A 26,791-nucleotide genomic window follows, 5' to 3' on the forward strand; every position below is an offset into this window, starting at 1 on the left:
ACGAGTCGTTCAGTCCGGCTGCTCGGCCACGAGGCGGAGCAGCTGCTCCGCATCGGCCCGCCGGGCCCGCACCGCCTCGCCGTCGCCGTCCTCGCCGTCGGCCTCCGACCCGTCGTGTCCGTCGTACGCCGCCAGCACCGCACGCGCGCGCCGCCGCGTCGGCCGGGCGGCCCAGGTCGGCCTCCAGCCATCCCGCGGCGAGCTCGGCGCCGAGACGGCTGTGCAGGGCGGCCTCCCCGAGGGAGGCGAACACCTCGGCCGACCGCAGTACTCGGGACAGGGCCTCCTCGAACGCGGCCCCGCGCCGAGGCGTCGTCGCCGCCGTCGGAGACGGACCTGGCCAGCAGGTCGCCGAACTGCCGGTGGGTCTGGCCGAGTTCGGCGACGAGCTGCTGCCGGGACTCCGCGTCGGGCGCCGTGCCCAGCGCCGCCTCGCACTCCCGGACCGCCTCCGCCATCAGGACGCGTGCCTCCTCGACTCCGTCCTGCGCGCGCAACGCCAGCCAGGCGCGTGCGCGCAGGGAGCGGATCAGCCCGTGGGCGTTGCCGAGTTCGCGCCACAGGTCGCCCGCGCGCGCGTAGGCCCGGTCCGCCTCGTCGGCCAGTCCGGCCTGGCCGAGAGACTCCCCGGCCAGGTGGGCGAGGGTCGCGTGGTCGTGCTGCTCGGGCCAGTGCCGGGCTATCTCGGCGGCCTGGAGACGCCGTTCGGCGGCAGCGCGGTGCTCGCCGAGTCCGCTCAGGCAGTCGCCGAGCCACCACTGCGTCTGCACGATCGCCCCGTCGCCGTGCGTCTCGGCGGTCAGGTCGGGCAGCGCCGACTCCAGGAAACCTCCGCGGCCTCGGCCCACCGTCCCCGCCGCAGCAGGAACCCGCCGAGTTGCTGCCGGGCCCAGGCGCCCAGCGTCGCGCCCTCGACCCTCTCATCGGCCCAGTGCGCGGCCTCCAAGGCGTGCTGGGCGGCTTCCACGGCGTCGCCCCGGCCGCCGACCAACTCGGCGAGCTGGAGGTGCAGCTGGGCCCGTCCGGTCGCCTCCAGTCGGGCCCCGCCGTGCTCCAGGGCCGCCCGCAGCGCCCGTTCCGCTTCCGCCATGTCGCCGAGGTGGTGGGCCAGGGAGGCCAGCCGGGCGACGCGGCGGGCGGCCGGGCTCGGATACGACCGGTCCCAGGGCGCCGGGAGGTCGGTGACCGCCTCGTCGTCCACCCGGACGTCGTACGGCAGCAGCGACCCGAAGTCACGGGCCAGCGCCTCGACCCGCTCGGGCGCGAGCCACTCAGCGGCCCCCGCCCGGGCCACCAGGTGCACGGTGGTCCCCGGTTCGGGCCGCTCGGCGTCCGGCAGCGTCCGCACGGTGTACGAACCGTCGTCGGACGCCGTCCACTCCACCGGCGGCGCCCCGGGCGTACGGGCGCTGCGGCTGACCACCCGGATCCGCTCGGCGACGACGAAACAGGCCAGCAGGCCGATGCCGAACTGCCCGAGGCAGTCGGACCTAGGCCTCCTGAAGGCCCTCGGCGCGCTTGGAACTGCGCCCGATCGTGGCGAGCAGATCGTGCACGTCCGCCTCGGTGAGCCCGACACCGGTGTCCTCGACGCGCAGGGCGCCGCCCTCCGCGGACAGCCGCACCCGGGTGGGAGCGTCGGGTTCCGTCGCCCGTCTGGCGGTGATGGCGTCCACGGCGTTCTGGAGCAGCTCCCGCAGATACACCTTGGGGCTGGAGTAGAGGTGGTGGGAGAGCAAGTCCACCAGGCCGCGCAGGTCGACCTGGAACGTATGAGGTGACCGGGCGAATGGGGTGCCTGGGATGCCTGTGAGGTCTGGGAGTCCATCTTCACGGCGCCGGTGGGGGACTCGCGACGGCGCGGGGTCGGGCGGTCCCGCTGAGGAGGTGACCGCGAAGGAGGCCGGGAGCGCGTCATCCTAAAGGCCCGGACCAGCCACCTGACCAGGGGTTTCCGGGACGTATACGGCGACCTTCGCCGCGGCCTCTACGGCATTGTCAGTGGTGTGGTGTGCAATGGATCTCGTGCCCGCACTTCACGAACCGCTGCGACAACCACTGAAGTCGGTGCTCGGCCCCGCCACCGCGAAGGTGATGGCCGAGCACCTCGGCCTGCTCACCGTCGGCGACCTCCTCCACCACTACCCGCGCAGATACGAGGAGCGCGGCCAGCTCACGCACCTCGCCGACCTCCCCATGGACGAGCACGTCACGGTGGTCGCCCAGGTCGCCGACGCACGCCTGCACACCTTCGCCTCCGCCCGGGCCCCGCGCGGCAAGGGCCAGCGCCTGGAGGTCACGATCACGGACGGCAGCGGCCGCCTCCAACTGGTCTTCTTCGGCAACGGCGTTCACAAGCCCCACAAGGAGCTCCTGCCGGGCACGCGCGCGATGTTCGCGGGCAAGGTCTCCGTCTTCAACCGCCGCCTCCAACTCGCCCACCCCGCCTACGAGTTGCTGCGAGGCGACTCCGAAGACCCCGTCGAGTCCGTCGAGACGTGGGCGGGCGCCCTGATTCCGATCTACCCGGCCACGGCCAAGCTGGAGTCCTGGAAGATCGGCAAGGCGATCCAGACGGTCCTGCCCACCGCCCAGGAGGCCGTCGACCCGCTGCCGGACTCCCTGCGCGAGGGCCGCGGCCTGGTCCCCCTCCCCGAGGCCCTCCTGAAGATCCACCGCCCGCACACCAAAGCGGACATCGAGGACGCCCGCGCCCGCCTCAAGTGGGACGAGGCCTTCGTCCTCCAGGTCGCCCTGGCCCGCCGCCGGCACGCGGACGCCCAGCTCCCGGCGGTCCCCCGCCAACCCGGCACCGACGGCCTCCTCGCGGCCTTCGACGCCCGCCTCCCGTTCACCCTCACCGAGGGCCAGCAGCGGGTCTCCAGGGAGATCTTCGACGACCTCGCGACCGAGCATCCGATGCACCGGCTGTTGCAGGGGGAGGTCGGATCGGGCAAGGCCCAGCCTCTCGACTCGCTGGTGCTCACACCCACGGGCTTCCGCCCCATGGGGGATGTGCGGGTGGGCGACGAGGTGGTGGTGCCGGACGGGGACATCGCGCTGATCGATGGCGTCTTTCCTCAGGGAGAGCGCGATGTGTGGCGCTTGGTCCTGTCCGACGGGAGTTCCGTCGAGTGCGACGACGAGCATCTCTGGATCGTCGGCACGAGGGGTGGTTGGCACCGTGGCCAGGCTCCCAAGGTCATGACGACCCGGGAGATCCGTCTCGACACGTTCAAGGCCAACGGGTCGTCGAAGTGGTACATCCCGTCGGCAAAGCCGGTCGATCTCGGCGGTGACGCCGGGCTGCCCCTCGACCCGTACCTGATCGGACTGCTGCTGGGGGACGGTTCGTTCCGGCACGATCTCCGTCTTTCCACCATCGACGGCGAGATCCGTGACGCGGTAGCGGCGGCAGTAGCGCCCGAATGCCGGCTGGTACCGGTGAAGGGATCGCACTGTGACTACACGATCCAGCTCAAGCAGCGTGCCGGAGGAGTGCGCAACCCGGTGATCCAGGTCCTGCGCGAGTTGGGCCTCTGGGGAACGACGTCCCACGACAAGTTCGTCCCTCAGGATTTCAAGAACGCTCCGGTCAAGGACCGTCTCGCCGTGTTGCAGGGACTTCTGGACACGGACGGCACTGTCCAAGCCGACGGCATGAATATCTCCCTCTGCTCGGCTTCGCGCCGGCTCGCGGAGGACGTCGCATGGCTCGTACGTTCTCTGGGCGGCCGGGCGCGAGTGCTGCCGAAGAAAGCGGCGTACAGCGTGCAGTTGTCCCTGCCGGACGCTTACGCCCCGTTCCGGCTCACCCGCAAGGCAGAACGCGTGCGTCCGAGGCCGAAGTACAACACGTTCCGCCGCGGCATCCGGGCGGTCGAGTACGTGGGGCGCAAGCCCGTCCAGTGCATCAGCGTCGCCCACCCGAGCCATGCATACGTCACCGACAACTTCACCGTCACCCACAACACCATGGTCGCCCTGCGCGCCATGCTCGCCGTGGTCGACGCCGGCGGTCAGGCCGCCATGCTCGCGCCCACGGAAGTGCTCGCCCAGCAGCACCACAGGTCGATCGTCGAGATGATGGGCGAGCTGGCCGAGGGCGGCATGCTGGGCGGGGCCGAGCAGGCCACGAAGGTGGTGCTGCTCACCGGATCCATGGGCGCGGCAGCCCGCCGACAGGCCCTGCTCGACCTCACCACCGGCGAGGCCGGCATCGTCATCGGCACGCATGCGCTGATCGAGGACAAGGTGCAGTTCCACGACCTGGGCCTGGTCGTGGTCGACGAACAGCACCGCTTCGGCGTGGAGCAGCGCGACGCCCTGCGCGGCAAGGGCAAACAGCCCCCGCACCTCCTGGTCATGACGGCCACGCCCATCCCGCGCACGGTCGCCATGACGGTCTTCGGCGACCTGGAGACCTCGGTCCTCGACCAGCTCCCGGCCGGCCGCTCGCCGATCGCCAGCCATGTCGTGCCGGCCGCCGACAAGCCCCACTTCCTGGCCCGCGCGTGGGAGCGGGTCCGCGAGGAGGTGGGCAACGGCCATCAGGCGTACGTCGTCTGCCCCCGCATCGGCGACGAGGAGGACGACTCCAAGAAGTCCGCCAGGAAGAAGTCTCCGGAGTCCCCGGAGTCCCCGGAGTCCCCGGAGTCCCCGGAGGACGCCGCCGAGAAGCGCCCGCCGCTCGCCGTCCTCGATGTCGCCGAACAGCTCTCCAAGGGCCCCCTCCAAGGCCTCCGGGTCGAGGTGCTGCACGGCCGGATGCAGCCCGATGACAAGGACGCGGTCATGCGCCGCTTCGCCGCCGGGGAGACGGACGTCCTGGTCGCCACGACGGTCATCGAGGTCGGTGTCAACGTCCCCAACGCCACGGTGATGGTGATCATGGACGCCGACCGCTTCGGCGTCTCCCAGCTCCACCAGCTGCGCGGTCGCGTCGGCCGCGGCTCGGCCCCCGGCCTGTGCCTCCTGGTCAGCGAGATGCCCGAGGCGAGCGCGGCCCGCCAGCGCCTGAGCGCCGTCGCCGCCACCCTCGACGGCTTCGAACTCTCCCGCATCGACCTGGAACAACGCCGCGAGGGCGACGTCCTCGGCCAGGCCCAGTCGGGCACCCGCTCCTCCCTGCGGGTGCTCGCGGTCATCGAGGACGAGGAGATCATCGCGGAGGCGCGAGAGGAGGCCGTGGCGGTGGTGGCCGCCGACCCGGAGCTGACCCACCTCCCGGCGCTGCGGACGGCTCTGGACGCCCTCTTGGACGAGGACAGGGAGCAGTATCTGGACAAGGGGTGAGGGTGACCGACTCCGTTTGACCAGCCACACTGATACCTGAAGCCGCCCACGACCAAGGACCACAGATGACCCGCGTGATCGCCGGCACCGCCGGCGGACGCCGCCTGGCCGTCCCGCCAGGAACAGGAACCCGCCCCACATCGGACCGCGCCCGAGAGGGCCTCTTCTCCACCTGGCAGTCCCTCCTCGGCGGCCCCCTGGACGGCGAACGCGTCCTGGACCTCTACGCGGGATCAGGAGCCGTCGGCCTGGAGGCCCTCTCCCGCGGTGCCGGCCACACCCTCCTCGTCGAGGCCGACGCGCGAGCGACCCGCACGGTCCGCGAGAACGTGAAGTCCCTCGGACTCCCGGGCGCCGAGGTCAGATCAGGCAAAGCGGAACAGATCATCCGCACGACACCCCCCGGCGAGCCGTACGACCTCGTCTTCCTCGACCCGCCGTACGCCGTCACGGACGACGATCTCCGCGAGATCCTGCTCACACTCCGCTCGGAAGGCTGGCTCGCCGAAGAAGCCCTCGTCACCGTGGAGCGCAGCACCAGAGGCGGTGAATTCCGGTGGCCCGAAGGCTTCGAAGCCCTCCGGGCCCGTCGCTACGGCGAGGGAACGTTTTGGTACGGTCGCGCCGCCTCTACGTGCGAAGACGCACGATGACCGGACCGGAGAGCGAGGGATCACAAGTGCGCCGCGCCGTATGTCCCGGGTCGTTCGACCCGATCACCAACGGACACCTCGACATCATCTCCCGCGCCTCCAGGCTGTACGACGAGGTCTACGTCGCGGTGATGATCAACCAGTCGAAGAAGGGCCTGTTCGAGATCGACGAGCGGATCGACCTGATCCGCCGGGTCACCGCCGAGTACGGCAACGTCCGCGTCGAGGCCTTCCACGGCCTGCTCGTCGACTTCTGCAAGCAGCGCGAGATCCCCGCCATCGTCAAGGGCCTGCGCGCGGTCAGCGACTTCGACTACGAGCTCCAGATGGCCCAGATGAACAACGGCCTCTCGGGCGTGGAGACCCTCTTCATCCCCACCAACCCCACCTACAGTTTTCTGTCGTCCTCCCTGGTCAAGGAGGTCGCGACCTGGGGCGGCGACGTCTCCCACCTGGTTCCCGCGGAGGTCCTCCAGGCCCTCACCGAGCGCCTGCGGAAGGACTGAACGCGCCCCGGGCGCCCCACGGGACCTGACACCCCGTCACCCCGGTGTCCCCCGGTGCCCCAGGGCCGTACAGTCGTCCCGTCCGTCTCCAACGCATCTGTAGAGAGTGGCGAGCACACGGTGGACGTGCAGAAGAAGCTCGACGAGATCGTCGCCGCGGTCTCCGGCGCCCGGTCCATGCCCATGTCGGCCTCGTGCGTGGTCAACCGCGCCGAACTGCTGTCCATGCTGGAAGAGGTGCGCGCGGCGCTGCCCGGCTCCCTCGCCCAGGCCCAGGAGCTGATCGGCGACCGCGAGCAGATGGTCGAACAGGCCCGCCAGGAGGCCGAGCGGATCATCCAGAGCGCGCACGCCGAGCGCGGCTCCCTGATCTCCGACACCGAGGTCGCCCGCCGCTCCCAGGCCGAGGCCGACCGGATCCTCGCCGAGGCCCGCCGGGAGGCGGAGGAGATCCGCGCCGAGGCCGACGACTACGTCGACTCCAAGCTCGCCAACTTCGAGGTCGTCCTCACCAAGACCCTGGGCTCGGTCGGCCGCGGCCGCGAGAAGCTCCTCGGCACCGGCCCCGGCACCGACGAGCAGGGCTACGAGGACGAGGACGCCCCCGAGCGCAGCCACGACCCGCAGACCCAGCGCCGTACGGCCGACGAGTACGTCGACATCAAGCTCGGCGCCTTCGAGGCGGTCCTCGCCAAGACCCTGGAGGCCGTCGGCCGCGGCCGGCAGAAGCTGCACGGCCGGATCGCCACCGACGACCTCGGCGCCCTCGCCGACGACACCAGCACCGTCCAGCACTCCAGCGACGCCGACTACCTCGCCGGCCTGGCCGCCCTCGCGGAGGAGAAGCCCCCAGCCGAGCAGCCCGCCCAGCAGCAGGACTACGGCCAGCCGCAGCCGGCCTACTCCTCCACCCCCGGCTACGCTCCGGCGGGAGGTGCCCCCATCCAGCAGCAGCCCGACCCCTACGGCGGCTACCCGCAGCAGGCGTACGCCCAGCAGGACCCGTACGGCTACCATCAGGCCGATCCGTACGCCTACCAGGGCTACGCCCCGCAGCAGGCCGCGTACGACCCGAACCTGGCCCCGCAGGACCAGCAGCCACAGCAGAGCCACCAGGGATACGCCCTGGACGAGACCAGCCTCTTCGACACCAGCATGATCAGCGCCGAGCAGCTCCGGGCCTACGAGCAGGGCCGCGGCAACGGCTGAGCACCGGATTGGGCCGACAGGCAAAGGTCCAGTATCCTGGCTCTTCGGTCGCGCGTACGTCCGCGATCAACGCTGCCCGGGAACACCGAAGGGCGGCGTCTCCCTCAGCTCGGCAGATCGAAAGCAGGAATGGCCCTGAACGCCCGCCTCGACCACCGCAACCCCCTCGTGTTCGACACGCACGAGCTGGGCCGGCGGCCCGGTGCGCTACAGCGCCTGACCCGCACGGTCGACGCTCCCAAGGACTTCGGTATCAAGGGAGTCATCGGAGTGCCGGAAGGCGCCCCGGTGGAGCTCGAACTCCGCCTGGAGTCGGTCATGGAAGGGGTGCTCGTCACAGGCACCGCCCGTGCCGATGCCGAGGGGGAGTGCGTAAGGTGTCTGGAGCCGCTTCAGCTCGACGTCGAAGCGGATTTCCAGGAGATGTTCTCGTACCCTGACGCCGACGACCGGGGCCGCGTGATCGCGGAACCGGGCGACGACGCCGAGGACGACGAGGACAGGCTCTTCCTCGAGGACGGCCTGTTCGACCTCGAGCCCGTGCTGCGTGATGCGGTGGTGCTCGCACTGCCGATGCAGCCGGTGTGCCAGGAAGACTGCCCTGGTCTGTGTGCCGAATGCGGCGCACGGCTGGCGGACGACCCGGACCACCACCATGACGCCGTCGACATCCGTTGGGCGGCACTGCAGGGACTCGCCGACACCATGTCGGACGGCGAGAAGGACGAGATGAGCGGCGCCGAACCGGGCGTCGACGAGAAGCAGGAGAAGTAGCCGTGGCTGTTCCGAAGCGGAAGATGTCGCGCAGCAACACGCGCCACCGCCGGTCGCAGTGGAAGGCTGCGGTCCCCACCCTGGTTGCGTGCGAGCGCTGCCACGAGCCCAAGCAGCAGCACATCGCGTGCCCCTCGTGCGGCACTTACAACAAGCGCCAGGTCCTCGAGGTCTGAGCGGCTGGTGAGAGGCACTGTGTCCACGCCTAAGAACAAGTCCTCCCGCGTGAGCGGGAGCGCAACGGCGGACAACCAGGCCTCGTCCCACACGCTTCTGGAAGGGCGGCTCGGCTACAAGGTCGAGTCCGCCCTTCTGGTGCGAGCACTGACCCACCGGTCGTACGCATACGAGAACGGCGGTCTGCCGACCAACGAGCGCCTGGAGTTCCTCGGGGACTCCGTGCTCGGCCTGGTCGTCACGGACACGCTGTACCGCACCCACCCCGACCTGCCCGAAGGCCAGCTGGCCAAGCTGCGGGCCGCGGTGGTGAACTCGCGTGCGCTCGCCGAGGTGGGCCGCGGGCTCGACCTGGGCTCCTTCATCCGGCTCGGCCGCGGTGAAGAGGGCACGGGCGGCCGGGACAAGGCGTCCATCCTCGCCGACACCCTCGAAGCGGTGATCGGTGCGGTCTATCTCGACCAGGGCCTGGACTCGGCGGCGGAGCTGGTGCACCGCCTGTTCGACCCCCTGATCGAGAAGTCCTCGAACCTCGGAGCCGGGCTGGACTGGAAGACCAGCCTCCAGGAGCTCACCGCGACCGAGGGACTCGGCGTCCCCGAGTACCTGGTCACGGAGACCGGCCCCGACCACGAGAAGACCTTCACTGCTGCCGCCCGCGTCGGAGGCGTCTCGTACGGCACCGGCACCGGCCGCAGCAAGAAGGAGGCGGAGCAGCAGGCCGCCGAGTCCGCGTGGCGGTCCATCCGGGCCGCGGCGGACGAGCGCGCCAAGGCGGCCAAGGCCGCCGAGGCGACGCAGACGGCGGCGGCTCAGGCCGCCCACACGGCCGTCGACGGCAGCGTCGACGGCTGACAGCCACCGCCCGGCGCCTCAGCCGGGCGGCCGGCACAGCACAGCACAGCGCACCCGAGCGCCCGCCCCTTCAGGGCGGGCGCTCGGCCCATCCCCCGGCCCGAGGGGGAAGGATGTCGGGGGACGTCGTACAGGTGGTCGGGGAGATCACCTCCTACATCACCGCGGCCGCGGGCGCCTACGGCGTCGCCGTACCGGCCCGTACGCAGGACGACCGCGAGCGCGACCGCGCCCTGGGCCGACTGCTGGCGCAACGGATCTTCGCAGCCGCGCGGACGGCGAGGAACTGCCCGAAGCCTTCGCCGACGTGGTCGAGGAACCGGACGACCCGGACACCACCGCCGTGCTGCGCAAGGCCATCCGAGATGCTCTGGGACTTCGTGGACCAGGGCAACAGTGAGGTCGACTTCATGCCGGCCCATTTGCTCGCGAAGAGCGGCGACGTCGACACGTTGCCGGAGCGCGCGGCGGAAGGACACGTCGATGCGGCGCAGGAGGCGGCTCGGATCCTGAGGGACCGAGGTGACGTCGACCAAGCGGTGGCGGTTCTGACCTCGCACGCCGACGCGGGTTCTCATCTGGGCGAGGACCTGGCCGAACTGCTGCGCGTCACCGGGCGGGTGGAGGACCTGCGGGCGCGCGCGGCGTCCGGTGACACCTACGCGGTGGTCGAGCTGACCAGACTGGCCATCGAGGAGGACGATCTCGACGAGGCCGTCCGGTTGCATGCCCTCAAAGGCCGCACAGCCGGCCTGCTGCACACCACGCGGAGCTCGTGAACGCCCTCGTGGCGCGCGGGCGGGACCGACCGGGGCCTTCGCCCTCGTCACGGGCCCTGGCGGGAAGTCCTGCCAGCGACGAGACCTGCTCAAGAAACTCGGCCGGACCGAGGAACTGCGCGCGCTCATCGATCAGGGTGATCACAACGCCCTGTGGGGCCTCGTCGAGGTGCTCCGGGCCCAGGGCCGAGCGGCCGAGGCCGAAGCCCTGCTGACCCGGGGTCTCACTGCCGACGGCCGCGTCCTGGAGACCGGCCCGGCGGACTGACGTGATGACCGCGCTACGCTGCGGACGCATGTCCCTGCGCCCAGGGACCGGAGCAGAAGGAGAGTCGTGCCCGAGTTGCCGGAGGTCGAGGTCGTACGGCGCGGACTTCAGCGGTGGGTCGCCCACCGGACCGTCGCCGAGGCCGAGGTGCTGCACCCGCGTGCGGTGCGCCGTCACCTCGCGGGCACCGACGACTTCGCGCACCGCCTGAAGGGCCACCGCATCGGCACACCGAGCCGCCGCGGCAAGTACCTGTGGCTGCCCCTGGAGGACACGGACCAGTCGATCCTGGCCCACCTCGGCATGAGCGGTCAGCTGCTGGTCCAGCCGCACACGGCCCCGGACGAGAAGCACCTGCGCATCCGCGTCCGCTTCACCGACGCCCTGGACACCGAACTCCGCTTCGTCGACCAGCGCACCTTCGGCGGTCTGTCGCTGCACGACAACACCCCCGACGGCCTGCCCGACGTCATCGCGCACATCGCCCGCGACCCGCTCGACCCGCTCTTCGACGAGGAGGCCTTCCACCGGGCGCTGCGCCGCAAGCGGTCCACGATCAAGCGGGCCCTGCTCGACCAGTCGCTGATCAGCGGCGTCGGCAACATCTACGCGGACGAGGCCCTGTGGCGCGCCCGCATCCACTACGAGCGCCCGACCGCGACCTTCACGCGCCCGCGCAGCCTGCTGCTCCTGGGCCATGTCCGGGACGTCATGAACGCGGCCCTCGCGGTGGGCGGCACCAGCTTCGACAGCCTGTACGTCAACGTCAACGGCGAGTCGGGCTACTTCGACCGGTCCCTCGACGCGTACGGCCGCGAGAGCCTGCCCTGCCGACGCTGCGGCACCCCGATACGCCGACGGCCCTGGATGAACCGGTCGAGCTACTACTGCCCCAAGTGCCAGCGGCCGCCGCGGATCACGCCCTAGCGGAGTCGTACCGCTCGCGCGCGGCCAGTACGTCGTCCATGCTGCCCTCCACGAAGTGGATCAGGGCGAGCAGCCGCTCGGCCACGCCGCGTCCCAGCGGTGTCAGTTCGTAGTCCACCCGGGGCGGGTTGGTCGGCTGGGCCTCGCGGTGCACCAGGCCGTCGCGCTCCAGCGCGTGCAGCGTCTGGGACAGCATCTTCTCGCTGACGCCGTCGACGCGGCGACGCAGCTCGTTGAAGCGGAGCGAGCCCTCGTACAGGGCTCCCAGCGTCAGTGCGCCCCAGCGCCCCGTGACGTGCTCCAGCGTGCCGCGCGAGGGGCAGGCCTTGGCGAACACGTTGTACGGGAGGTCGTCCAGCCCCGCCGCGGGCTCCTGGGTGGTGGTCATATGCCCAGCCTACGCCAGCGCAGCGCTAGCCAACAGGTTGCGCTAACTGTTGGTTAGCGCCTGGGAGGGGTCTAGTAGCCGAAGTTCTGGGTCCACCACGGGCCGCCCGACCCGAACTCGACACCGACGCCCAGCGTCTTGAAGTCGCAGTTCAGGATGTTGGCGCGGTGGCCCGGGCTGTTCATCCAGGCATCCATCACGGCTGCGGCGTCGGCCTGGCCGCGCGCTATGTTCTCCCCGCCGAGGTTGGATATCCCGGCCTTCTCGGCCCGGTCCCACGGCGTCCGGCCGTCCGGGTCGGTGTGGTCGAAGAAGCCGCGCGCGGCCATGTCCTCGCTGTACTTCTGTGCCAGCTCGGTCAGCGCGCTGTTCGCGGCGACCGCGCTGCACCCCACCTTGGCCCGCTCCTCGTTCACGAGCTTGAGCACCTGGGCCGCGGCGGCGGACTCCTCGGAGAGGGCGGCGGGCGCGCTGGGCTTCTGCGGCGCCTTCGTGGCCGTACGGGAGGGCGTGTCGTCCGGCCTCTCGCTGGGGGTGGCCGTCGGCTTCTTCTTCTCCGGAGTCTTCTCCCGCGTCTTCTCCGGCTTCTCCGGCGTCTTCGTCGGCGCGGCCGACGACTTCGAGGCGGACGGCGACGGCGAGAGGGAGCGCTCGGCGTCCCGGCTCGTGGGCGCACCGTCCCGGCCGTCGGCGCTGCCGGTGGTGCCGCCCTGCTCGATCGGGCTGTTCGTCGGCGTGTCCCCGGCCTGCACCTTGTCGGCGCCGCCGTTGCCACCGCCGAGCTTGTAGTTCTCGAGGCCGGGCACCGCGCCCGTGGCGACCGCGACCGTGCCGAGGGCGACCGCCGCGGACACGCCGAGCAGCCCGGTGCGCATCGGCCGCGCGGTTTTCTTCCGGCGGCGGTGCGAGCCCGGGCGCCGGGCGCCGCCGTCGGGCGTGAAGCCGTGGTCGGCGAAGGCGGCCGTCTCGGCGATCCGGGCGTCATGGCCGTCACCCGGCTCGGAGGCGGCCGTGGCGAACAGGTAGGCCTCGCTCTTCGCGTAGGTGTCGGCGTACGCCTCGGGGTTCAGGTAGGGCGCGATGCCCATCGTCGCGCCGTCTCCCGTGGGGGAGTGCGACGGGTCCTGGCCTGTCACGGAGCCGTCGGCCTGCGTGATCCCCGTGGCGCGGCCCGTGGCGGCGCGGCCGGCGGCGGAGCGTCGGTGGCGTCCCATGTCCTGGCCTTCCTCGTCCTGGCGGTCGACTCGTCCTCGAGATCAACACCAAACTCACTCGATCGTGTGAGTTTCATATGAGATTCGTTGGGTGGGGACGGTACCGCATGGCGCAAGTGGAGGACGTGCCCGGAGAGAGATCGGGCGGTTAGGTTGCGGTCATGAGTGAGGATGTGCGACTGGTCGCCTGGGTGCGTGGACGCGTCCAAGGTGTGGGTTTCCGCTGGTTCACCCGGGCCAAGGCCCTGGAGATCGGCGGCCTGAGTGGTTTTGCTCTCAATTTGGGCGACGGGCGCGTCCAGGTGGTCGCGGAGGGCGCGCGAGAGGGCTGTGAAGGCCTGCTGGAGTGGCTGCGGAGTGACGACACGCCCGGCCGCGTGGACGGCGTCACCGAGATCTGGGACACACCGCGCGGCGGCTACGAGGGCTTCGCCATCCGCTGATCCCGCATCGCCGGGCGCCCCCCGGGCCGCCCGCGGGCCGGTCACCGACGGCCGCCCCGGACGGAAACTTGCTGGTGATTGCCGAGAATCACTTGCCTTGGCAGGCCGCACACGCAAGGATGATCGCCACGCCCCGAGGGCCCCGCGCAAGCCGCAGCATCGCCGTTCCAGGCCGTGCGCGCCCGGGTTGCCCGCCAATACGGGGCGTGATCGTGTTGACCGTCAAACTTTTTGGTGAGACGCTGAAAGCACCCCGCGCACCTAGCTGTTTGGCATGGCTGAACGGCAGCACAACTCCAGGCCCTGCCAAGACTGCGGGTGCGGAATCCCTCACGACCCACACCGCATCGGTCGGTCACTCATTGTGGAGGACCATCCATCATGGCAAAGGCGCTTCTCGGTTACGTCGGCGGCTCCGACCCTCGACTCCTCGCCGAGATGCGACGGCTCCAGCAGCGCGTCCAGGACCTGGAATCCGAGCTCGTACGAATCCAGGCCGAGAACGAAGCGCTGACGGCTGCCGCTTCTCACGAAAGGATCATGGAGAGCGTTGACGCACACCAGGCGGAGCCTGCGCTCACCTGATCACTGCACCGCTCCACATCGGCACGGCAGTGGTTGGGAAGCCCGTAACAACCGCTGAGTTGTCAGAAGTACAAGGGACGCCGCTGGCGTCCCTTCTTCTTCCCCCGCGCATCCTTTCACCGTCTTTAACGTCTGGTGTGCCCTGCGCGTTCAGCGGCGAAACCGTGGGTTCATGGAGTGAGACGAACCCGGGCGGTAGAGTCCAGCGGCGTGCACCTCAAGGCCCTGACCCTCCGCGGGTTCAAGTCGTTCGCCTCGGCGACCACCCTCCGGTTCGAGCCGGGGATCACGTGCGTCGTCGGACCGAACGGCTCGGGCAAGTCCAACGTCGTCGACGCGCTCAGCTGGGTCATGGGCGAGCAGGGCGCCAAGTCGCTGCGCGGCGGCAAGATGGAGGACGTCATCTTCGCCGGCACCACCGGCCGCCCGCCACTGGGCCGGGCCGAGGTGTCCCTGACCATCGACAACTCCGACGGGGCCCTGCCCATCGAGTACGCCGAGGTCACCATCACCCGGATCATGTTTCGCAACGGCGGCAGCGAGTACCAGATCAACGGTGACACCTGCCGCCTCCTCGACATCCAGGAACTGCTCTCCGACTCCGGTATCGGCCGCGAGATGCACGTCATCGTCGGGCAGGGCCAGCTCGACTCCGTGCTGCACGCCGACCCCATGGGCCGCCGCGCCTTCATCGAGGAAGCCGCCGGCGTCCTCAAGCACCGCAAGCGCAAGGAGAAGGCGCTGCGCAAGCTGGACGCGATGCAGGCCAACCTGGCGCGCGTGCAGGACCTCACCGACGAGCTGCGGCGCCAGCTCAAGCCCCTCGGCCGCCAGGCCGCCGTCGCGCGCCGGGCCGCCGTCATCCAGGCCGACCTGCGCGACGCCCGGTTGCGCCTGCTGGCCGACGACCTCGTGCGGCTCAGGGAAGCCCTCAAGGCCGAGGTCGCCGACGAGGCCGCGCTGAAGGAGCGCAAGGAGGCCGCCGAGCAGGAGCTGCGTAAGGCGCTCCAGCGGGAGGCGCTCCTGGAGGACGAGGTACGGCAGCTCACGCCGCGCCTCCAGCGCACCCAGCAGACCTGGTACGAGCTCTCCCAGCTCGCCGAGCGGGTGCGCGGCACGATCTCGCTGGCCGACGCCCGCGTGAAGAGCGCCACCTCCGCGCCCCCCGAGGAGCGGCGCGGCCGCGACCCCGAGGACATGGAGCGCGAGGCCGCCCGCATCCGCGAGCAGGAGGCCGAGCTGGAAGCGGCCCTGGAGGCCGCCGAACGCGCCCTGGAGGACACCGTCGCTCACCGCGCCGAGCTTGAGCGCGCGCTGGCCCAGGAGGAACGGCGCCTCAAGGACGCCGCCCGGGCCATCGCCGACCGGCGCGAGGGCCTGGCCCGGCTCAGCGGCCAGGTCAACGCGGCCCGATCCCGGGCGGCCTCCGCCCAGGCCGAGATCGAACGCCTGGCCGCCGCCCGCGACGAGGCGCAGGAACGTGCCGTCGCCGCGCAGGAGGAGTACGAGGCGCTCAAGGCCGAGGTCGACGGCCTCGACGCCGGCGACGCGGAACTCGCCGAGCAGCACGAGGCGGCGAAGCAGCAGCTCACCGAGGCCGAGGCCGCCCTCACGGCAGCCCGCGAGGCGGTCACGGCGGCGGAACGCAAGCGCGCCGCCACCCAGGCCCGCCACGAGGCCCTGGCACTCGGCCTCCGCCGCAAGGACGGCACCGGGATACTGCTCGCGGCGAAGGATCGTCTCTCCGGCATCCTCGGCCCGGCGGCGGAACTCCTGACCGTGACCCCCGGCTACGAAGTCGCCCTCGCCGCGGCCTTCGGAGCGGCGGCGGACGCGATCGCCGTGACGACCCCGGCCTCGGCGGCCGACGCGATCCGGCTCCTGCGCAAACAGGACGGAGGCAGGGCGACTCTGCTCTTGGCAGGAGCTACCGACCCCAGGGGCGCGGAGAACTGCGCGACCTGCCACGACGCCGCCGCAGACGCAGGACGGAACGTCGCCGCCGATCTGGTCCGCGGCCCCTGCGAACTCATGCCGGCCGTACGCCGCCTCCTGCGAGGCATCGTCGTCGTCAGCACCTTGGAGGACGCCGAGGATCTCGTCTACGCCCGCCCCGACCTCACGGCGGTGACGGCCGAAGGCGACCTCCTCGGCGCACACTTCGCCCACGGCGGCTCCGCGGGCGCGCCCAGCCTCCTGGAGGTGCAGGCCTCCGTCGATGAGGCCGCCGCAGAGCTCGAAGAGCTCGCCGTCCGCTGCGGGGAACTGACCGAGGCGCAGCACGTGGCCGGGGAGCGGCGCAAGGAGTGCGCCGCGCTGGTCGAGGAGCTGGGGGAGCGGCGCCGGGCCGCCGACCGGGAGAAGTCGGCCGTCGCCCAGCAGCTCGGCCGGCTCGCCGGGCAGGCACGGGGCGCCGCGGGGGAGGCCGAGCGGTCCACCGCCGCCGCGGCCCGGGCCCAGGAGGCCCTCGACAAGGCACTCGCGGAGGTCGAGGAACTCGTCGAGCGGCTCGCCGTCGCCGAGGAGATGCCGATCGAGGAGGAGCCCGACACCTCCGTACGGGACCGGCTCGCCGCCGACGGTGCCAACGCGCGCCAGACCGAGATGGAGGCCCGCCTCCAGGTCCGTACGCACGAGGAACGGGTCAAGGGCCTGGCCGGGCGGGCCGACTCCCTGGACCGGGCCGCCCGCGCGGAACGCGAGGCACGCGCGCGTGCCGAGCAGCGGCGGGCCCGGCTGCGGCACGAGGCGGCCGTCGCCGAGGCCGTCGGCTCGGGTGCCCGGCAGCTGCTCGCGCACGTCGAGGTCTCCCTGGCCCGAGCCGACGCGGAGCGCACCGCCGCCGAGGCCGCCAAGGCCCGCCGCGAACAGGAACTCGCCCGTGCCCGTACCGAGGGACGCGATCTCAAGGCCGAACTCGACAAGTTGACGGATTCGGTCCACCGCGGCGAGGTACTCGGCGCCGAGAAGCGGCTGCGGATCGAGCAGCTGGAGACCAAGGCGCTGGAGGAGCTGGGTGTCGAACCGGCGGGGCTGGTGGCGGAGTACGGACCGCACCAGCTCGTGCCGCCCTCGCCCCCCGCCGAGGGCGAGGAGCTGCCGGAGGATCCGGAGCACCCACGCAACCGGCCCAGGCCGTTCGTCCGGTCCGAGCAGGAGAAACGCCTGAAGTCGGCCGAGCGCGCCTACCAGCAGCTCGGCAAGGTGAACCCGCTCGCCCTGGAGGAGTTCGCGGCGCTGGAGGAACGCCACCAGTTCCTCAGCGAGCAGCTGGAGGACCTGAAGAAGACGCGGGCGGATCTCCTCCAGGTGGTGAAGGAGGTCGACGAGCGCGTCGAGCAGGTCTTCACCGAGGCCTACCGGGACACGGCCCGGGAGTTCGAGGGCGTCTTCAGCCGGCTGTTCCCGGGTGGTGAGGGGCGGCTGATCCTGACCGACCCCGACAACATGCTCACCACGGGCGTGGACGTCGAGGCCCGGCCGCCGGGCAAGAAGGTCAAGCGGCTGTCGCTGCTCTCCGGCGGGGAGCGGTCGCTGACCGCCGTGGCGCTGCTCGTGTCGATCTTCAAGGCGCGGCCGAGCCCGTTCTACGTCATGGACGAGGTCGAGGCTGCCCTCGACGACACCAACCTCCAGCGGCTCATCCGGATCATGCAGGAGCTCCAGGAAGCCTCCCAGCTGATCGTGATCACCCACCAGAAGCGCACGATGGAGGTCGCCGACGCGCTCTACGGCGTCTCCATGCAGGGCGACGGTGTGTCGAAGGTCATCAGCCAGCGCCTCCGCTAGATGAGTGTGCTCTACACCGGTCTCACCTGCGGCTCTCGCTGACTACAACACTTGAACACATCATGGGCACACTCCTGCCTCACATTCACAGTCTCTGATCTATTGACTTCGAAACTTGAAGGCATAGTCTCGGCAACGTTCCTTTTACCTTCAGGTACCTTCAGGTGGCACCTCGAAGGCTGATTCGCTCCGGCAGCGTTGCCGGTGGCCCGAGGAGTACACGTGACCAGCACAGCGCAGGCACCCAAGTCAGGAGCCAGGGCGGCTCATCCCGAGCATCTCGGGCATGTCATCTTCATCGCGGCGGCGGCCGCGATGGGTGGTTTCCTCTTCGGCTACGACAGTTCCGTGATCAACGGCGCCGTCGAGGCCATCCGGGGCCGCTACGAGATCGGCTCCGCAGCCCTCGCCCAGGTCATCGCCATCGCCCTCATCGGCTGCGCCATCGGCGCCGCGACCGCCGGCCGCATAGCCGACCGCATCGGCCGCATCCGTTGCATGCAGATCGCCGCGATCCTCTTCACGATCAGCGCCGTCGGCTCGGCACTGCCCTTCGCGCTGTACGACCTCGCCTTCTGGCGCGTCGTCGGCGGCTTCGCCATCGGCATGGCCTCGGTGATCGGCCCGGCCTACATCGCCGAGGTCGCCCCGCCCGCCTACCGCGGCCGGCTCGGCTCCTTCCAGCAGGCCGCGATCGTCATTGGCATCGCCGTGTCGCAGCTGGTCAACTGGGGTGTACTGAACGCCGCCGACGGCGACCAGCGCGGCAAGCTGATGGGCCTTGAGGCCTGGCAGGTCATGCTCGGCGTCATGGTCATCCCGGCCGTCCTCTACGGGCTGCTCTCCTTCGTCATCCCCGAGTCCCCGCGCTTCCTCATCTCCGTCGGCAAGCACGAGCGCGCCCGGGAGATCCTCGCCGAGGTCGAGGGCAAGGACATCGACCTGGACGCCCGTGTCACCGAGATCGAGCACGCCATGAAGAGCGAGCACAAGTCCAGCTTCAAGGACCTGCTCGGTGGCAGCTTCTTCTTCAAGCCGATCGTCTGGATCGGTATCGGCCTGTCGGTCTTCCAGCAGTTCGTCGGCATCAACGTCGCGTTCTACTACTCCTCGACGCTGTGGCAGTCGGTCGGCGTCGACCCGACGGACTCGTTCTTCTACTCCTTCACCACGTCGATCATCAACATCATCGGCACCGTCATCGCGATGATCTTCGTCGACCGCATCGGCCGCAGGCCGCTCGCGATCATCGGCTCGGTCGGCATGGTCGTCGGCCTGGCGCTGGAGGCCTGGGCGTTCTCGCACCACCTGGTCGACGGCAAGCTGCCCGCCACGCAGGGCTGGATCGCCCTGGTCGCCGCGCACGTCTTCGTCCTCTTCTTCGCCCTGTCCTGGGGCGTGGTCGTCTGGGTCATGCTCGGCGAGATGTTCCCCAACCGGATCCGCGCCGCCGCCCTGGGTGTGGCCGCCGCCGCGCAGTGGATCGCCAACTGGGCCATCACCGCGAGCTTTCCGTCGCTGGCCGACTGGAACCTCTCCGTGACCTACGTGATCTACACGGCGTTCGCCGCGCTCTCCATCCCGTTCGTCCTGAAGTTCGTCAAGGAGACGAAGGGCAAGGCCCTGGAGGAGATGGGCTGAGCCTCCTCCCGCACACTCGGGGAGGAGGGCCAAAGTCCCCGCTGCCCCCCTCCCCGTAACCCGCCGCCGCCCCGGTTCGGCCACTGCCCGAGCCGGGGCGGCGGTCCCTTGCGTCACCAGGCGGCGACGCCGCCCCCGATCACCCGGGCGTGCAGGGCGGCCAGGCCCAGGTTCCGAGGGGCAACCGTGGGCCACGGAGATCCGTGAGCGTCAGCTCCCCAGGCCCGGTAGCACGCGCTCGCAGAACAGGTGCAGACTCCGCCACCCCTCCTCCACCGGCATTCCGCCCGCCAGCGGATGCAGGACGTAGGAGTCCAGCCCCAGCCCCGCACACTGCTCCGGCGTGAGGATCCGGTACACGCCCTCCGCGCGCAGGTCCTCGACCGTCGTCGCCGCCGACTTCACCGCCGAGCGCACACCGCCCGACTGCCAGGAGGCGTACGTCCGTGCCTCGTGCAGGACGTGCTCCCCGTACTCCGCCCAGGCCCGGTCCGGATCCTCGGCCACGTGCAGCAGCGGTGTCTCGGCGGCGGGCATCATCACCCAGCCCTCGGTGCCGTACTCGATGAGCCGCTCCTTGTAGTACGCCTCCAGCTCTGGCAGATGCGCGCTGGGGAAGAAGGGCAGGCCGAGCCGGGCGGCCCGGCGGGCGGCGGCCTGGGAGGAGCCGCCGACCAGGAGCAGGGGATGCGGTTCGGTGTAAGGGCGGGGGGTGATGCGGACCGTGCGGCCCCGGTAGGAGAAGGGCTCGCCCGTCCAGGCCGCGAGCAGCGTCTCCAGCAGCTCGTCCTGGAGCCGCCCGCGCCGGGTGAAGTCCACGCCGAACAGGTCGTACTCCTCGGGCCGGTACCCGATCCCGGCGACCGTCACCAGCCGGCCGCCGCTCAGCAGGTCCAGCACGGCGATCTCCTCGGCGAGCCGCAGCGGGTCGTGCAGCGGGCCGATGACCGCCGAGACGGTGACCGCGACACGCCGGGTCGCGCCGAAGACGGCCCCCGCGAAGGCGAACGGCGACGGCAGCCAGTTGTTGTCGGCCCCGTGGTGCTCCTCCGTCTGCACCGTGGTCACGCCCCGGTCGTCGGCGTACGAAGCCATCTCCAGGGCGGCCCGGTAACGGGCGCCGAGCTCGGCCGGGGTGGCCCCGGGAGCGACGAGGTTGAAGCGTACGACCGAGACGGGCATGGGACGTCTCCCTTCGCCGGGCGGGTGTCCGGAGGACGTTAGCTGACGGTGCGTCAGACATCCAGGGGTGTGGAGATCCGGCGGCCCTTGTCCCGGGAGGGCGGCACAAGCAGGGTGCCCCGGGGGCCCATGGCCGATACTGGACGCGTTATGGACATCGTCATCCTTGCTGTAGTCATCGCCGTGGTCGTGCTCGGCGCGCTCGGCGGGCTCATCGTCGGCAGCCGGCGCAAGAAGCAGCTGCCCCCGCCCCCGCCCGCAGCGCCCGACATCACCGCCCCACCGGCCGAGCCGCATGTCGGCGACGAGGCCGAGACGCCGCGGGAGGAACCGCGGCGCACGATAGAGGAGGTGGATCTCCCGGACGGCTCCGCTCCGGTCGTCGTCGAGGAGCCGCCCACCGAGGCTCCCGGCATCGAGATCCCGGAGCCCGCCGCGGGCCGCCTGGTCCGGCTGCGGGCCCGGCTCTCCCGCTCGCAGAACGCTCTCGGCCAGGGCTTGCTGACCCTGCTGTCGCGCGAGCACCTCGACGAGGACACCTGGGAGGAGATCGAGGACACGCTGCTCACCGCCGACGTCGGCGTGCAGCCCACCCAGGAACTGGTCGAGCGCCTGCGCGAGCGGGTGAAGGTGCTCGGCACCCGCACTCCCGATGAGCTGCGCACCCTGCTGCGCGAGGAGCTCGTCACGCTGGTCGGCCGGGACATGGACCGCACGGTCAAGACCGAGCCGGAGGACCGCAAGCCGGGCATCGTGCTGGTCGTCGGCGTCAACGGCACCGGAAAGACCACCACCACCGGCAAGCTCGCCCGTGTCCTGGTGGCCGACGGCCAGAGCGTGGTGCTCGGCGCCGCCGACACCTTCCGGGCCGCCGCCGCCGACCAGCTCCAGACCTGGGGCGAGCGCGTCGGCGCCCACACCGTGCGCGGACCGGAGGGCGGCGACCCGGCCTCCGTCGCCTTCGACGCGGTCAAGGAGGGCAAGGAGATGGGCGCCAACGTCGTGCTCATCGACACGGCCGGCCGCCTGCACACCAAGACCGGCCTCATGGACGAGCTCGGCAAGGTCAAGCGGGTCGTGGAGAAGCACGCCCCGGTGGACGAGGTGCTGCTCGTGCTCGACGCCACCACCGGCCAGAACGGCCTGGTGCAGGCCCGGGTCTTCGCCGAGGTCGTCGACATCACCGGCATCGTCCTCACCAAGCTCGACGGCACGGCCAAGGGCGGCATCGTGGTCGCCGTCCAGCGCGAACTGGGTGTCCCGGTCAAGCTGGTCGGGCTCGGCGAGGGCGCGGACGACCTGGCGCCGTTCGAGCCGGAGGCGTTCGTTGACGCCCTTATCGGAGAGTGAGCTGCGGCAACTGCCCGGCAGGCACCTCCGGAAAGTCGTATGTGAAAGCGAAGCGCCCGCCCCGACACACCGTCGGGCCGGGCGCTTCGCTGTGTACGTCCGTGCTGTGGCTAGGCGCGTGACCGGTGCGCCACATACGCCAGCGTGCCCAGCACCAGGCGGGCCTCCGGCGGCCTGGACGCCGAGTCCAGGGCGGGGGAGCGCAGCCAGCGCACGGGGCCGAGACCGCCGCGGTCGGAGGGCGGTGCCGTGATGTGTGTGCCGGGGCCGAGGCCGCGCAGGTCGAGGGCGGCCGGGTCGTCCCAGCCCATGCGGTAGAGCAGGCCGGGCAGGTCGGCGGCGGCGCCGGGGGCGACCAAGAAGTGGGCGCGGCCGTCCGGGGTGGCCGCGACCGGGCCGACGGGCAGGCCCATGCGCTCCAGGCGGGCCAGCCCGCGGCAGCCTGCGGGTTCGGCCACGTCGATGACGTCGAACGCCCGGCCTACCGGCAGCATCACCGAAGCGCCGGGGAACTCGCCCCAGGTCTCGGTCACGTCGTCCAGTGTCGCCCCGGCGGGGATCACCGGCGCGAAGTCCAGCGGATGCGCGCCCGGCGCCGGGCAGTCACGGCGGCCGCAGGAGCAGGCGCCCGCCGCGGTCCGGGCGCCCGGCACCACGTCCCAGCCCCACAGGCCGGTGTACTCGGCCACGGCGGTGCCGTCCGACGTGCGGCCGCGGCGGCGTGAGCCGGACCGGATGTCGCGCATGCCCCGGCTGATGCCGATCGTGAAGCCCATGCCCCCTCCAACGGGTCCGACGCACCTGCGGTTACGCAGCGGACGCGAGATGTGACGCTCTGTTCCCGCCTTCCCGCCTTCCCGGCGGCGATCGGTTCACTCGGCGCCCGGAAGTGCCCAGGGTGGTGTGCCTGGCGACACGCGCCCCTGAGTGCATCGCCGCACCCGCCCTGGTTGTTCTATGTCAAGTGAATCGCGGTGACCCGTACGTGAGTTCATTCGTTGGGGTGGCGAATAGTGGCGTTTTCGTGTGAGCCATGGCTGGACGGGTGATCGTAGGATTACTTTGCGTGCACGAGCCCTGGGGGCACATGCACCGGTGAGTATGCCGGAGGCAAGTCGGTATTCCGTTCGAAGGGTGACAAGGGCCGGACGGAGGGCCTTGCGAACCGGCATGCTGATAGGGCTTGGGGCACTCGGCGACAAGTGGTTTCAGGGATGGGGGCGTTCCAGTGAGCGGCAACGGCGGAAGCGGGACGAACGCTGCACACGCGACGCACACTGACAAGCGCCCGAACGAGCTGCTCACCTCCTGGTTCGTGCGCAGCGGCTGGTCCAAGGGCGAGCTCGCCCGCCAGGTCAACCGCCGGGCACGCCAGCTGGGCGCCAACCACATCTCCACGGACACCTCACGCGTGCGCCGCTGGCTCGACGGCGAGAACCCCCGCGAGCCGATCCCCAGGATCCTGTCCGAGCTGTTCTCGGAGCGCTTCGGCGTCGTCGTCTCCGTCGAGGACCTGGGGCTGCGCATCGCGCGCCAGTCCCCCTCGGCGACCGGCGTCGACCTGCCCTGGACGGGCCCGCAGACCGTGGCCCTGCTCAGCGAGTTCTCGCGCAGCGACCTCATGCTGGCGCGGCGCGGCTTCCTCGGGAGCTCGCTGGCCCTGTCTGCGGGCCCGGCCCTCATCGAGCCCATGCAGCGCTGGCTCGTCCCCTCGCCGCCGGTCCCGTGCTCGGAGCCCGAGCCCGCTGCCGGTCCCTCCGGGCGGGCCCGCGGCCGGCTCTCCAAGCCGGAGCTGGACCTGCTGGAGTCCACAACCGTGATGTTCCGGCGGTGGGACGCCCAGTGCGGCGGCGGCCTGCGCCGCAAGGCGGTCGTCGGCCAGCTGCACGAGGTGACGGACCTCCTCCAGGAGCCTCAGCCCGAGACCACCACCCGGCGCCTGTTCAAGGTCGCCGCCGAGCTCGCCGAGCTGGCCGGCTGGATGTCGTACGACATCGGGCTGCAGCCGACCGCCCAGAAGTACTTCGTCCTCGCGCTGCACGCCGCGAAGGAGGCCGGTGACCGGCCCCTCGGTTCGTACGTGCTGTCCAGCATGAGCCGGCAGATGATCCACCTCGGCCGGCCCGACGACGCGCTGGAGCTGATCCACCTCGCACAGTACGGCAGCCGGGACTGCGCGAGCCCGCGGACCCAGTCGATGCTGTATGCGATGGAGGCCCGCGCCTACGCCAACATGGGCCAGCCCGGCAAGTGCAAGCGGGCGGTCCGGATGGCGGAGGACACCTTCGCCGAGGCCGACGAGTGGGACGAGCCGGACCCCGACTGGATCCGCTTCTTCTCCGAGGCCGAGCTGTACGGCGAGAACTCGCACTCGTACCGCGACCTGGCCTACGTCGCCGGCCGCAGCCCGACGTACGCCTCGCTGGCCGCGCCCCTGATGAAGCGGGCCGTGGAGCTGTTCGCCGAGGACGACGAGCACCAGCGGTCGTATGCGCTGAACCTGATCGGCATGGCCACGGTGAACCTCCTCCAGCGCGAGCCCGAGCAGTGCACGGTCTTCGCCTCCCAGGCCATGCAGGTCGCCAAGAAGGTCCGCTCCGAGCGGGTCAACACTCGTATCCGAAAGACGGTCGACACGGCCGCACGCGACTTCGGTGACCTCGGCGAGGTCGTCGACCTCACCGAGCGGCTGGCCGCGGAGCTGCCCGAGGCGGCCGAGGCGGTCTGAGTCCGCCCTCCGAGCACCTGCCCGCACCCCTGAACCCCGGCCGTGGCCGGCCCTCCCGAACTGCCCGACTCGGCTCCCCCATGCCAGGTCATCGGAAGGCCGCCCGCGGCCGGACCCGCTTGCGCGCGGAAGATTGCGTCACGATAACGATCGACGCGCCCACAATCCGGCAGTTCATCGAGGCGTAACACACAGAGCGCCTTCGTCACGGCGGCGAAACAACGAGGGGCTTCCACCGAAACCGCGCTGCGTCAATCTCGTGGCGCATAACCGGCCCACCCCTCATTCCGCTCGAGGCTTCGCCCGCACGGGGCCGTACCAACGACGAGGAGACGCCGATGGCACCAGCCATCACCCTTGCCGCAGAAGCACCCAAGCTGTCTGCCGCCAACACAGGGTTCATGCTCATCTGTTCCGCCCTGGTGATGCTCATGACTCCGGGCCTGGCCTTCTTCTACGGAGGCATGGTCCGTGTCAAGAGCACCCTGAACATGCTGATGATGAGTTTCATCAGCCTCGGGATCGTCACCATCCTGTGGGTGCTGTACGGCTTCTCCATGGCGTTCGGCACCGATTCCGGCAGCCTCATCGGCTGGAACTCCGACTGGGTCGGCCTCAGCAACATCGGCCTGACCGAGCTGTGGGACGGCTACACCATCCCGGTGTTCGTGTTCCTGGTCTTCCAGCTGATGTTCGCGATCATCACGCCCGCCCTGATCAGCGGTGCCCTCGCCGACCGCGTCAAGTTCAGCGCGTGGGCGCTGTTCATCGCCCTGTGGGCAACGGTCGTCTACTTCCCGGTCGCACACTGGGTCTGGGGCGCCGGCGGCTGGGCCTTCGAGCTGGGTGTGATCGACTTCGCCGGTGGTACGGCGGTCCACATCAACGCCGGTGCCGCCGCGCTCGGCGTGATCCTGGTCATCGGCAAGCGCGTCGGCTTCAAGAAGGACCCGATGCGTCCGCACAGCCTGCCGCTGGTCATGCTCGGCGCCGGTCTGCTGTGGTTCGGCTGGTTCGGCTTCAACGCCGGCTCCTGGCTCGGCAACGACGACGGCGTCGGCGCGCTGATGTTCGTCAACACGCAGGTCGCCACCGCCGCCGCCATGCTGGCCTGGCTCGCCTACGAGAAGATCCGCCACGGCGCGTTCACCACGCTGGGCGCCGCCTCCGGCGCGGTCGCCGGTCTGGTCGCCATCACCCCGGCCGGTGGCGCGGTCAGCCCGCTCGGAGCGATCGCCGTCGGCGTCATCGCCGGTGTGCTGTGCGCCATGGCCGTCGGCCTGAAGTACAAGTTCGGCTACGACGACTCCCTGGACGTCGTCGGCGTCCACCTGGTCGGCGGTGTCGTCGGCTCCCTGCTGATCGGCCTCTTCGCCAGCGGCAAGGGCCAGTCCACGGTCGAGGGCCTCTTCTATGGTGGCGGCCTGACCCAGTTCTGGAAGCAGTGCGCCGGTGTCTTCGCGGTGCTCGCCTACTCGCTGATCGTCTCCGCGCTCCTCGCCTTCATCCTCGACAAGACCATGGGTATGCGGGTCCCCGAGGACGATGAGGTCGCCGGCATCGACCAGGCCGAGCACGCCGAGACCGCATACGACTTCAGCGGCGCCGGTGGCGGTGCCGCCAAGACCGCCGCCGTCGCTGCCGGCGTGGCCGGCGCCGAGAGCAAGAAGGTGGACGCATGAAGCTCATCACCGCCGTCGTGAAGCCGCACCGGCTCGACGAGATCAAGGAGGCCCTCCAGGCCTTCGGCGTACACGGCCTGACGGTCACCGAGGCCAGCGGCTACGGTCGTCAGCGGGGCCACACCGAGGTCTACCGCGGTGCCGAGTACACCGTCGACCTGGTCCCCAAGATCCGCATCGAGGTCCTGGTCGAGGACGACGACGCCGAGCAGCTGATCGATGTCGTGGTCAAGGCGGCCCGCACCGGCAAGATCGGCGACGGCAAGGTCTGGTCCATCCCGGTCGACACGGCCGTACGGGTCCGGACCGGCGAGCGCGGCCCCGACGCGCTCTGAGGCAGGCAAAC

The 26,791-nt window shown here is 70.9% G+C and carries 23 protein-coding genes and 1 pseudogene; 18 read left to right on the top strand and 6 right to left on the bottom strand.

Annotation, left to right across the window (positions count from 1 at the left end; translation table 11 throughout):
• Positions 1 to 9 precede the first annotated feature (9 nt).
• Entirely contained in the window at positions 10 to 138 is a 129-nt protein-coding gene (locus V8690_RS30760; RefSeq protein ID WP_338783357.1) for a hypothetical protein, read from the bottom strand.
• A gap of 985 nt (positions 139 to 1,123) precedes the next feature.
• Positions 1,124 to 1,828 (bottom strand): annotated as a pseudogene (locus tag V8690_RS30765) (ATP-binding protein); the annotation flags it as partial.
• A gap of 188 nt (positions 1,829 to 2,016) precedes the next feature.
• Between V8690_RS30765 and V8690_RS30770 the strand changes: the two are divergent.
• The 10 genes from V8690_RS30770 to mutM all read left to right on the top strand — a co-directional run bounded on the left by V8690_RS30770 (position 2,017) and on the right by mutM (position 11,443).
• Positions 2,017 to 5,295, top strand: a complete 3,279-nt coding sequence (locus V8690_RS30770; protein ID WP_338783358.1) for a helicase-related protein — start codon at positions 2,017 to 2,019, stop codon at positions 5,293 to 5,295.
• Positions 5,296 to 5,360: 65 nt separating this feature from the next.
• Positions 5,361 to 5,948, top strand: coding sequence for a 16S rRNA (guanine(966)-N(2))-methyltransferase RsmD (gene rsmD / locus V8690_RS30775; RefSeq protein WP_338783359.1), 588 nt, complete (start codon positions 5,361 to 5,363; stop codon positions 5,946 to 5,948).
• Positions 5,949 to 5,974: 26 nt separating this feature from the next.
• A complete protein-coding gene (coaD, locus tag V8690_RS30780) occupies positions 5,975 to 6,454 on the top strand; it encodes a pantetheine-phosphate adenylyltransferase (protein ID WP_338785513.1) in 480 nt (159 codons plus the stop codon).
• A gap of 120 nt (positions 6,455 to 6,574) precedes the next feature.
• Positions 6,575 to 7,663 (top strand): ATP synthase F0 subunit B, encoded by a 1,089-nt coding sequence (locus V8690_RS30785; protein ID WP_338783360.1) that lies wholly within the window; start codon positions 6,575 to 6,577, stop codon positions 7,661 to 7,663.
• Between the two features lie 129 nt (positions 7,664 to 7,792).
• Positions 7,793 to 8,437 (top strand): YceD family protein, encoded by a 645-nt coding sequence (locus tag V8690_RS30790; RefSeq protein ID WP_338783361.1) that lies wholly within the window; start codon positions 7,793 to 7,795, stop codon positions 8,435 to 8,437.
• Between the two features lie 2 nt (positions 8,438 to 8,439).
• The gene (rpmF, locus tag V8690_RS30795; protein ID WP_003951102.1) at positions 8,440 to 8,613 is read left to right on the top strand and encodes a 50S ribosomal protein L32; all 174 of its coding nucleotides are present in this window, start codon (positions 8,440 to 8,442) and stop codon (positions 8,611 to 8,613) included.
• Positions 8,614 to 8,662: 49 nt separating this feature from the next.
• On the top strand, positions 8,663 to 9,469 hold the full coding sequence (rnc, locus tag V8690_RS30800) for a ribonuclease III (protein WP_086840405.1): 807 nt from the start codon (positions 8,663 to 8,665) through the stop codon (positions 9,467 to 9,469).
• Positions 9,470 to 9,582: 113 nt separating this feature from the next.
• Positions 9,583 to 10,248: a hypothetical protein gene (locus tag V8690_RS30805; RefSeq protein ID WP_338783362.1), complete on the top strand. Its 666-nt coding sequence runs from the start codon at positions 9,583 to 9,585 to the stop codon at positions 10,246 to 10,248.
• Positions 10,196 to 10,516, top strand: coding sequence for a hypothetical protein (locus V8690_RS30810; RefSeq protein WP_338783363.1), 321 nt, complete (start codon positions 10,196 to 10,198; stop codon positions 10,514 to 10,516). Before V8690_RS30805 ends, V8690_RS30810 begins: the two co-directional genes overlap by 53 nt.
• A gap of 66 nt (positions 10,517 to 10,582) precedes the next feature.
• On the top strand, positions 10,583 to 11,443 hold the full coding sequence (mutM, locus tag V8690_RS30815) for a bifunctional DNA-formamidopyrimidine glycosylase/DNA-(apurinic or apyrimidinic site) lyase (protein ID WP_338783364.1): 861 nt from the start codon (positions 10,583 to 10,585) through the stop codon (positions 11,441 to 11,443).
• Here mutM and V8690_RS30820 read toward each other — a convergent pair.
• Together V8690_RS30820 and V8690_RS30825 are read right to left on the bottom strand one after the other, a co-directional pair.
• Entirely contained in the window at positions 11,433 to 11,831 is a 399-nt protein-coding gene (locus V8690_RS30820; protein ID WP_338783365.1) for a helix-turn-helix domain-containing protein, read from the bottom strand. The two genes, mutM and V8690_RS30820, sit on opposite strands and share 11 nt — an antisense overlap.
• Positions 11,832 to 11,902: 71 nt before the next feature.
• Entirely contained in the window at positions 11,903 to 13,045 is a 1,143-nt protein-coding gene (locus V8690_RS30825) for a CAP domain-containing protein (RefSeq protein ID WP_338783366.1), read from the bottom strand.
• 161 nt (positions 13,046 to 13,206) lie between these two features.
• Between V8690_RS30825 and V8690_RS30830 the strand changes: the two genes are divergently transcribed.
• The 4 genes from V8690_RS30830 to V8690_RS30845 all read left to right on the top strand — a co-directional run bounded on the left by V8690_RS30830 (position 13,207) and on the right by V8690_RS30845 (position 19,503).
• On the top strand, positions 13,207 to 13,488 hold the full coding sequence (locus V8690_RS30830) for an acylphosphatase (RefSeq protein ID WP_059421923.1): 282 nt from the start codon (positions 13,207 to 13,209) through the stop codon (positions 13,486 to 13,488).
• A gap of 381 nt (positions 13,489 to 13,869) precedes the next feature.
• Entirely contained in the window at positions 13,870 to 14,073 is a 204-nt protein-coding gene (locus V8690_RS30835; RefSeq protein ID WP_338783367.1) for a hypothetical protein, read from the top strand.
• 210 nt (positions 14,074 to 14,283) lie between these two features.
• Positions 14,284 to 17,862, top strand: a complete 3,579-nt coding sequence (smc, locus tag V8690_RS30840; protein WP_338783368.1) for a chromosome segregation protein SMC — start codon at positions 14,284 to 14,286, stop codon at positions 17,860 to 17,862.
• Positions 17,863 to 18,084: 222 nt separating this feature from the next.
• The gene (locus V8690_RS30845) at positions 18,085 to 19,503 is read left to right on the top strand and encodes a sugar porter family MFS transporter (protein ID WP_338783369.1); all 1,419 of its coding nucleotides are present in this window, start codon (positions 18,085 to 18,087) and stop codon (positions 19,501 to 19,503) included.
• 210 nt (positions 19,504 to 19,713) lie between these two features.
• Here V8690_RS30845 and V8690_RS30850 read toward each other — a convergent pair whose 3' ends face one another.
• Positions 19,714 to 20,685: an LLM class flavin-dependent oxidoreductase gene (locus V8690_RS30850; protein ID WP_338783370.1), complete on the bottom strand. Its 972-nt coding sequence runs from the start codon at positions 20,683 to 20,685 to the stop codon at positions 19,714 to 19,716.
• A 150-nt stretch (positions 20,686 to 20,835) separates the two neighbouring features.
• Here V8690_RS30850 and ftsY point away from each other — a divergent pair, with 150 nt between their 5' ends.
• On the top strand, positions 20,836 to 22,035 hold the full coding sequence (gene ftsY, locus V8690_RS30855) for a signal recognition particle-docking protein FtsY (protein ID WP_338783371.1): 1,200 nt from the start codon (positions 20,836 to 20,838) through the stop codon (positions 22,033 to 22,035).
• A 110-nt stretch (positions 22,036 to 22,145) separates the two neighbouring features.
• Here ftsY and V8690_RS30860 read toward each other — a convergent pair whose 3' ends face one another.
• On the bottom strand, positions 22,146 to 22,811 hold the full coding sequence (locus V8690_RS30860) for a bifunctional DNA primase/polymerase (protein WP_338783372.1): 666 nt from the start codon (positions 22,809 to 22,811) through the stop codon (positions 22,146 to 22,148).
• Positions 22,812 to 23,263: 452 nt separating this feature from the next.
• On the opposite strand from V8690_RS30860, the gene V8690_RS30865 reads away from it, so the two are divergent.
• The 3 genes from V8690_RS30865 to V8690_RS30875 all read left to right on the top strand — a co-directional run bounded on the left by V8690_RS30865 (position 23,264) and on the right by V8690_RS30875 (position 26,780).
• A complete protein-coding gene (locus tag V8690_RS30865; protein ID WP_338783373.1) occupies positions 23,264 to 24,763 on the top strand; it encodes a hypothetical protein in 1,500 nt (499 codons plus the stop codon).
• Positions 24,764 to 25,101: 338 nt separating this feature from the next.
• Entirely contained in the window at positions 25,102 to 26,445 is a 1,344-nt protein-coding gene (locus tag V8690_RS30870) for an ammonium transporter (RefSeq protein WP_338783374.1), read from the top strand.
• Positions 26,442 to 26,780 carry a P-II family nitrogen regulator gene (locus tag V8690_RS30875; protein ID WP_003993253.1) on the top strand — a complete coding sequence of 113 codons (339 nt, stop codon included), beginning with the start codon at positions 26,442 to 26,444 and terminating at the stop codon, positions 26,778 to 26,780. The genes V8690_RS30870 and V8690_RS30875 overlap by 4 nt, the downstream gene beginning before the upstream one ends.
• Positions 26,781 to 26,791 lie beyond the last annotated feature (11 nt).

This window comes from Streptomyces sp. DG1A-41, assembly GCF_037055355.1.
Taxonomy (GTDB): domain Bacteria; phylum Actinomycetota; class Actinomycetes; order Streptomycetales; family Streptomycetaceae; genus Streptomyces.

What these genes read in the sequence shown, in the direction of transcription:
- V8690_RS30770 (WP_338783358.1), top strand. Translation starts at nt 2,017, where the DNA reads ATGGATCTCGTGCCCGCACTTCACGAACCGCTGCGACAACCACTGAAG.
- rsmD (WP_338783359.1), top strand. Translation starts at nt 5,361, where the DNA reads ATGACCCGCGTGATCGCCGGCACCGCCGGCGGACGCCGCCTGGCCGTC.
- V8690_RS30790 (WP_338783361.1), top strand. Translation starts at nt 7,793, where the DNA reads ATGGCCCTGAACGCCCGCCTCGACCACCGCAACCCCCTCGTGTTCGAC.
- V8690_RS30805 (WP_338783362.1), top strand. Translation starts at nt 9,583, where the DNA reads ATGTCGGGGGACGTCGTACAGGTGGTCGGGGAGATCACCTCCTACATC.
- V8690_RS30810 (WP_338783363.1), top strand. Translation starts at nt 10,196, where the DNA reads ATGCCCTCAAAGGCCGCACAGCCGGCCTGCTGCACACCACGCGGAGCT.
- V8690_RS30820 (WP_338783365.1), bottom strand. Translation starts at nt 11,831, where the DNA reads ATGACCACCACCCAGGAGCCCGCGGCGGGGCTGGACGACCTCCCGTAC.
- V8690_RS30825 (WP_338783366.1), bottom strand. Translation starts at nt 13,045, where the DNA reads ATGGGACGCCACCGACGCTCCGCCGCCGGCCGCGCCGCCACGGGCCGC.
- V8690_RS30830 (WP_059421923.1), top strand. Translation starts at nt 13,207, where the DNA reads ATGAGTGAGGATGTGCGACTGGTCGCCTGGGTGCGTGGACGCGTCCAA.
- V8690_RS30835 (WP_338783367.1), top strand. Translation starts at nt 13,870, where the DNA reads ATGGCAAAGGCGCTTCTCGGTTACGTCGGCGGCTCCGACCCTCGACTC.
- V8690_RS30850 (WP_338783370.1), bottom strand. Translation starts at nt 20,685, where the DNA reads ATGCCCGTCTCGGTCGTACGCTTCAACCTCGTCGCTCCCGGGGCCACC.
- ftsY (WP_338783371.1), top strand. Translation starts at nt 20,836, where the DNA reads ATGGACATCGTCATCCTTGCTGTAGTCATCGCCGTGGTCGTGCTCGGC.
- V8690_RS30860 (WP_338783372.1), bottom strand. Translation starts at nt 22,811, where the DNA reads ATGGGCTTCACGATCGGCATCAGCCGGGGCATGCGCGACATCCGGTCC.
- V8690_RS30870 (WP_338783374.1), top strand. Translation starts at nt 25,102, where the DNA reads ATGGCACCAGCCATCACCCTTGCCGCAGAAGCACCCAAGCTGTCTGCC.
- V8690_RS30875 (WP_003993253.1), top strand. Translation starts at nt 26,442, where the DNA reads ATGAAGCTCATCACCGCCGTCGTGAAGCCGCACCGGCTCGACGAGATC.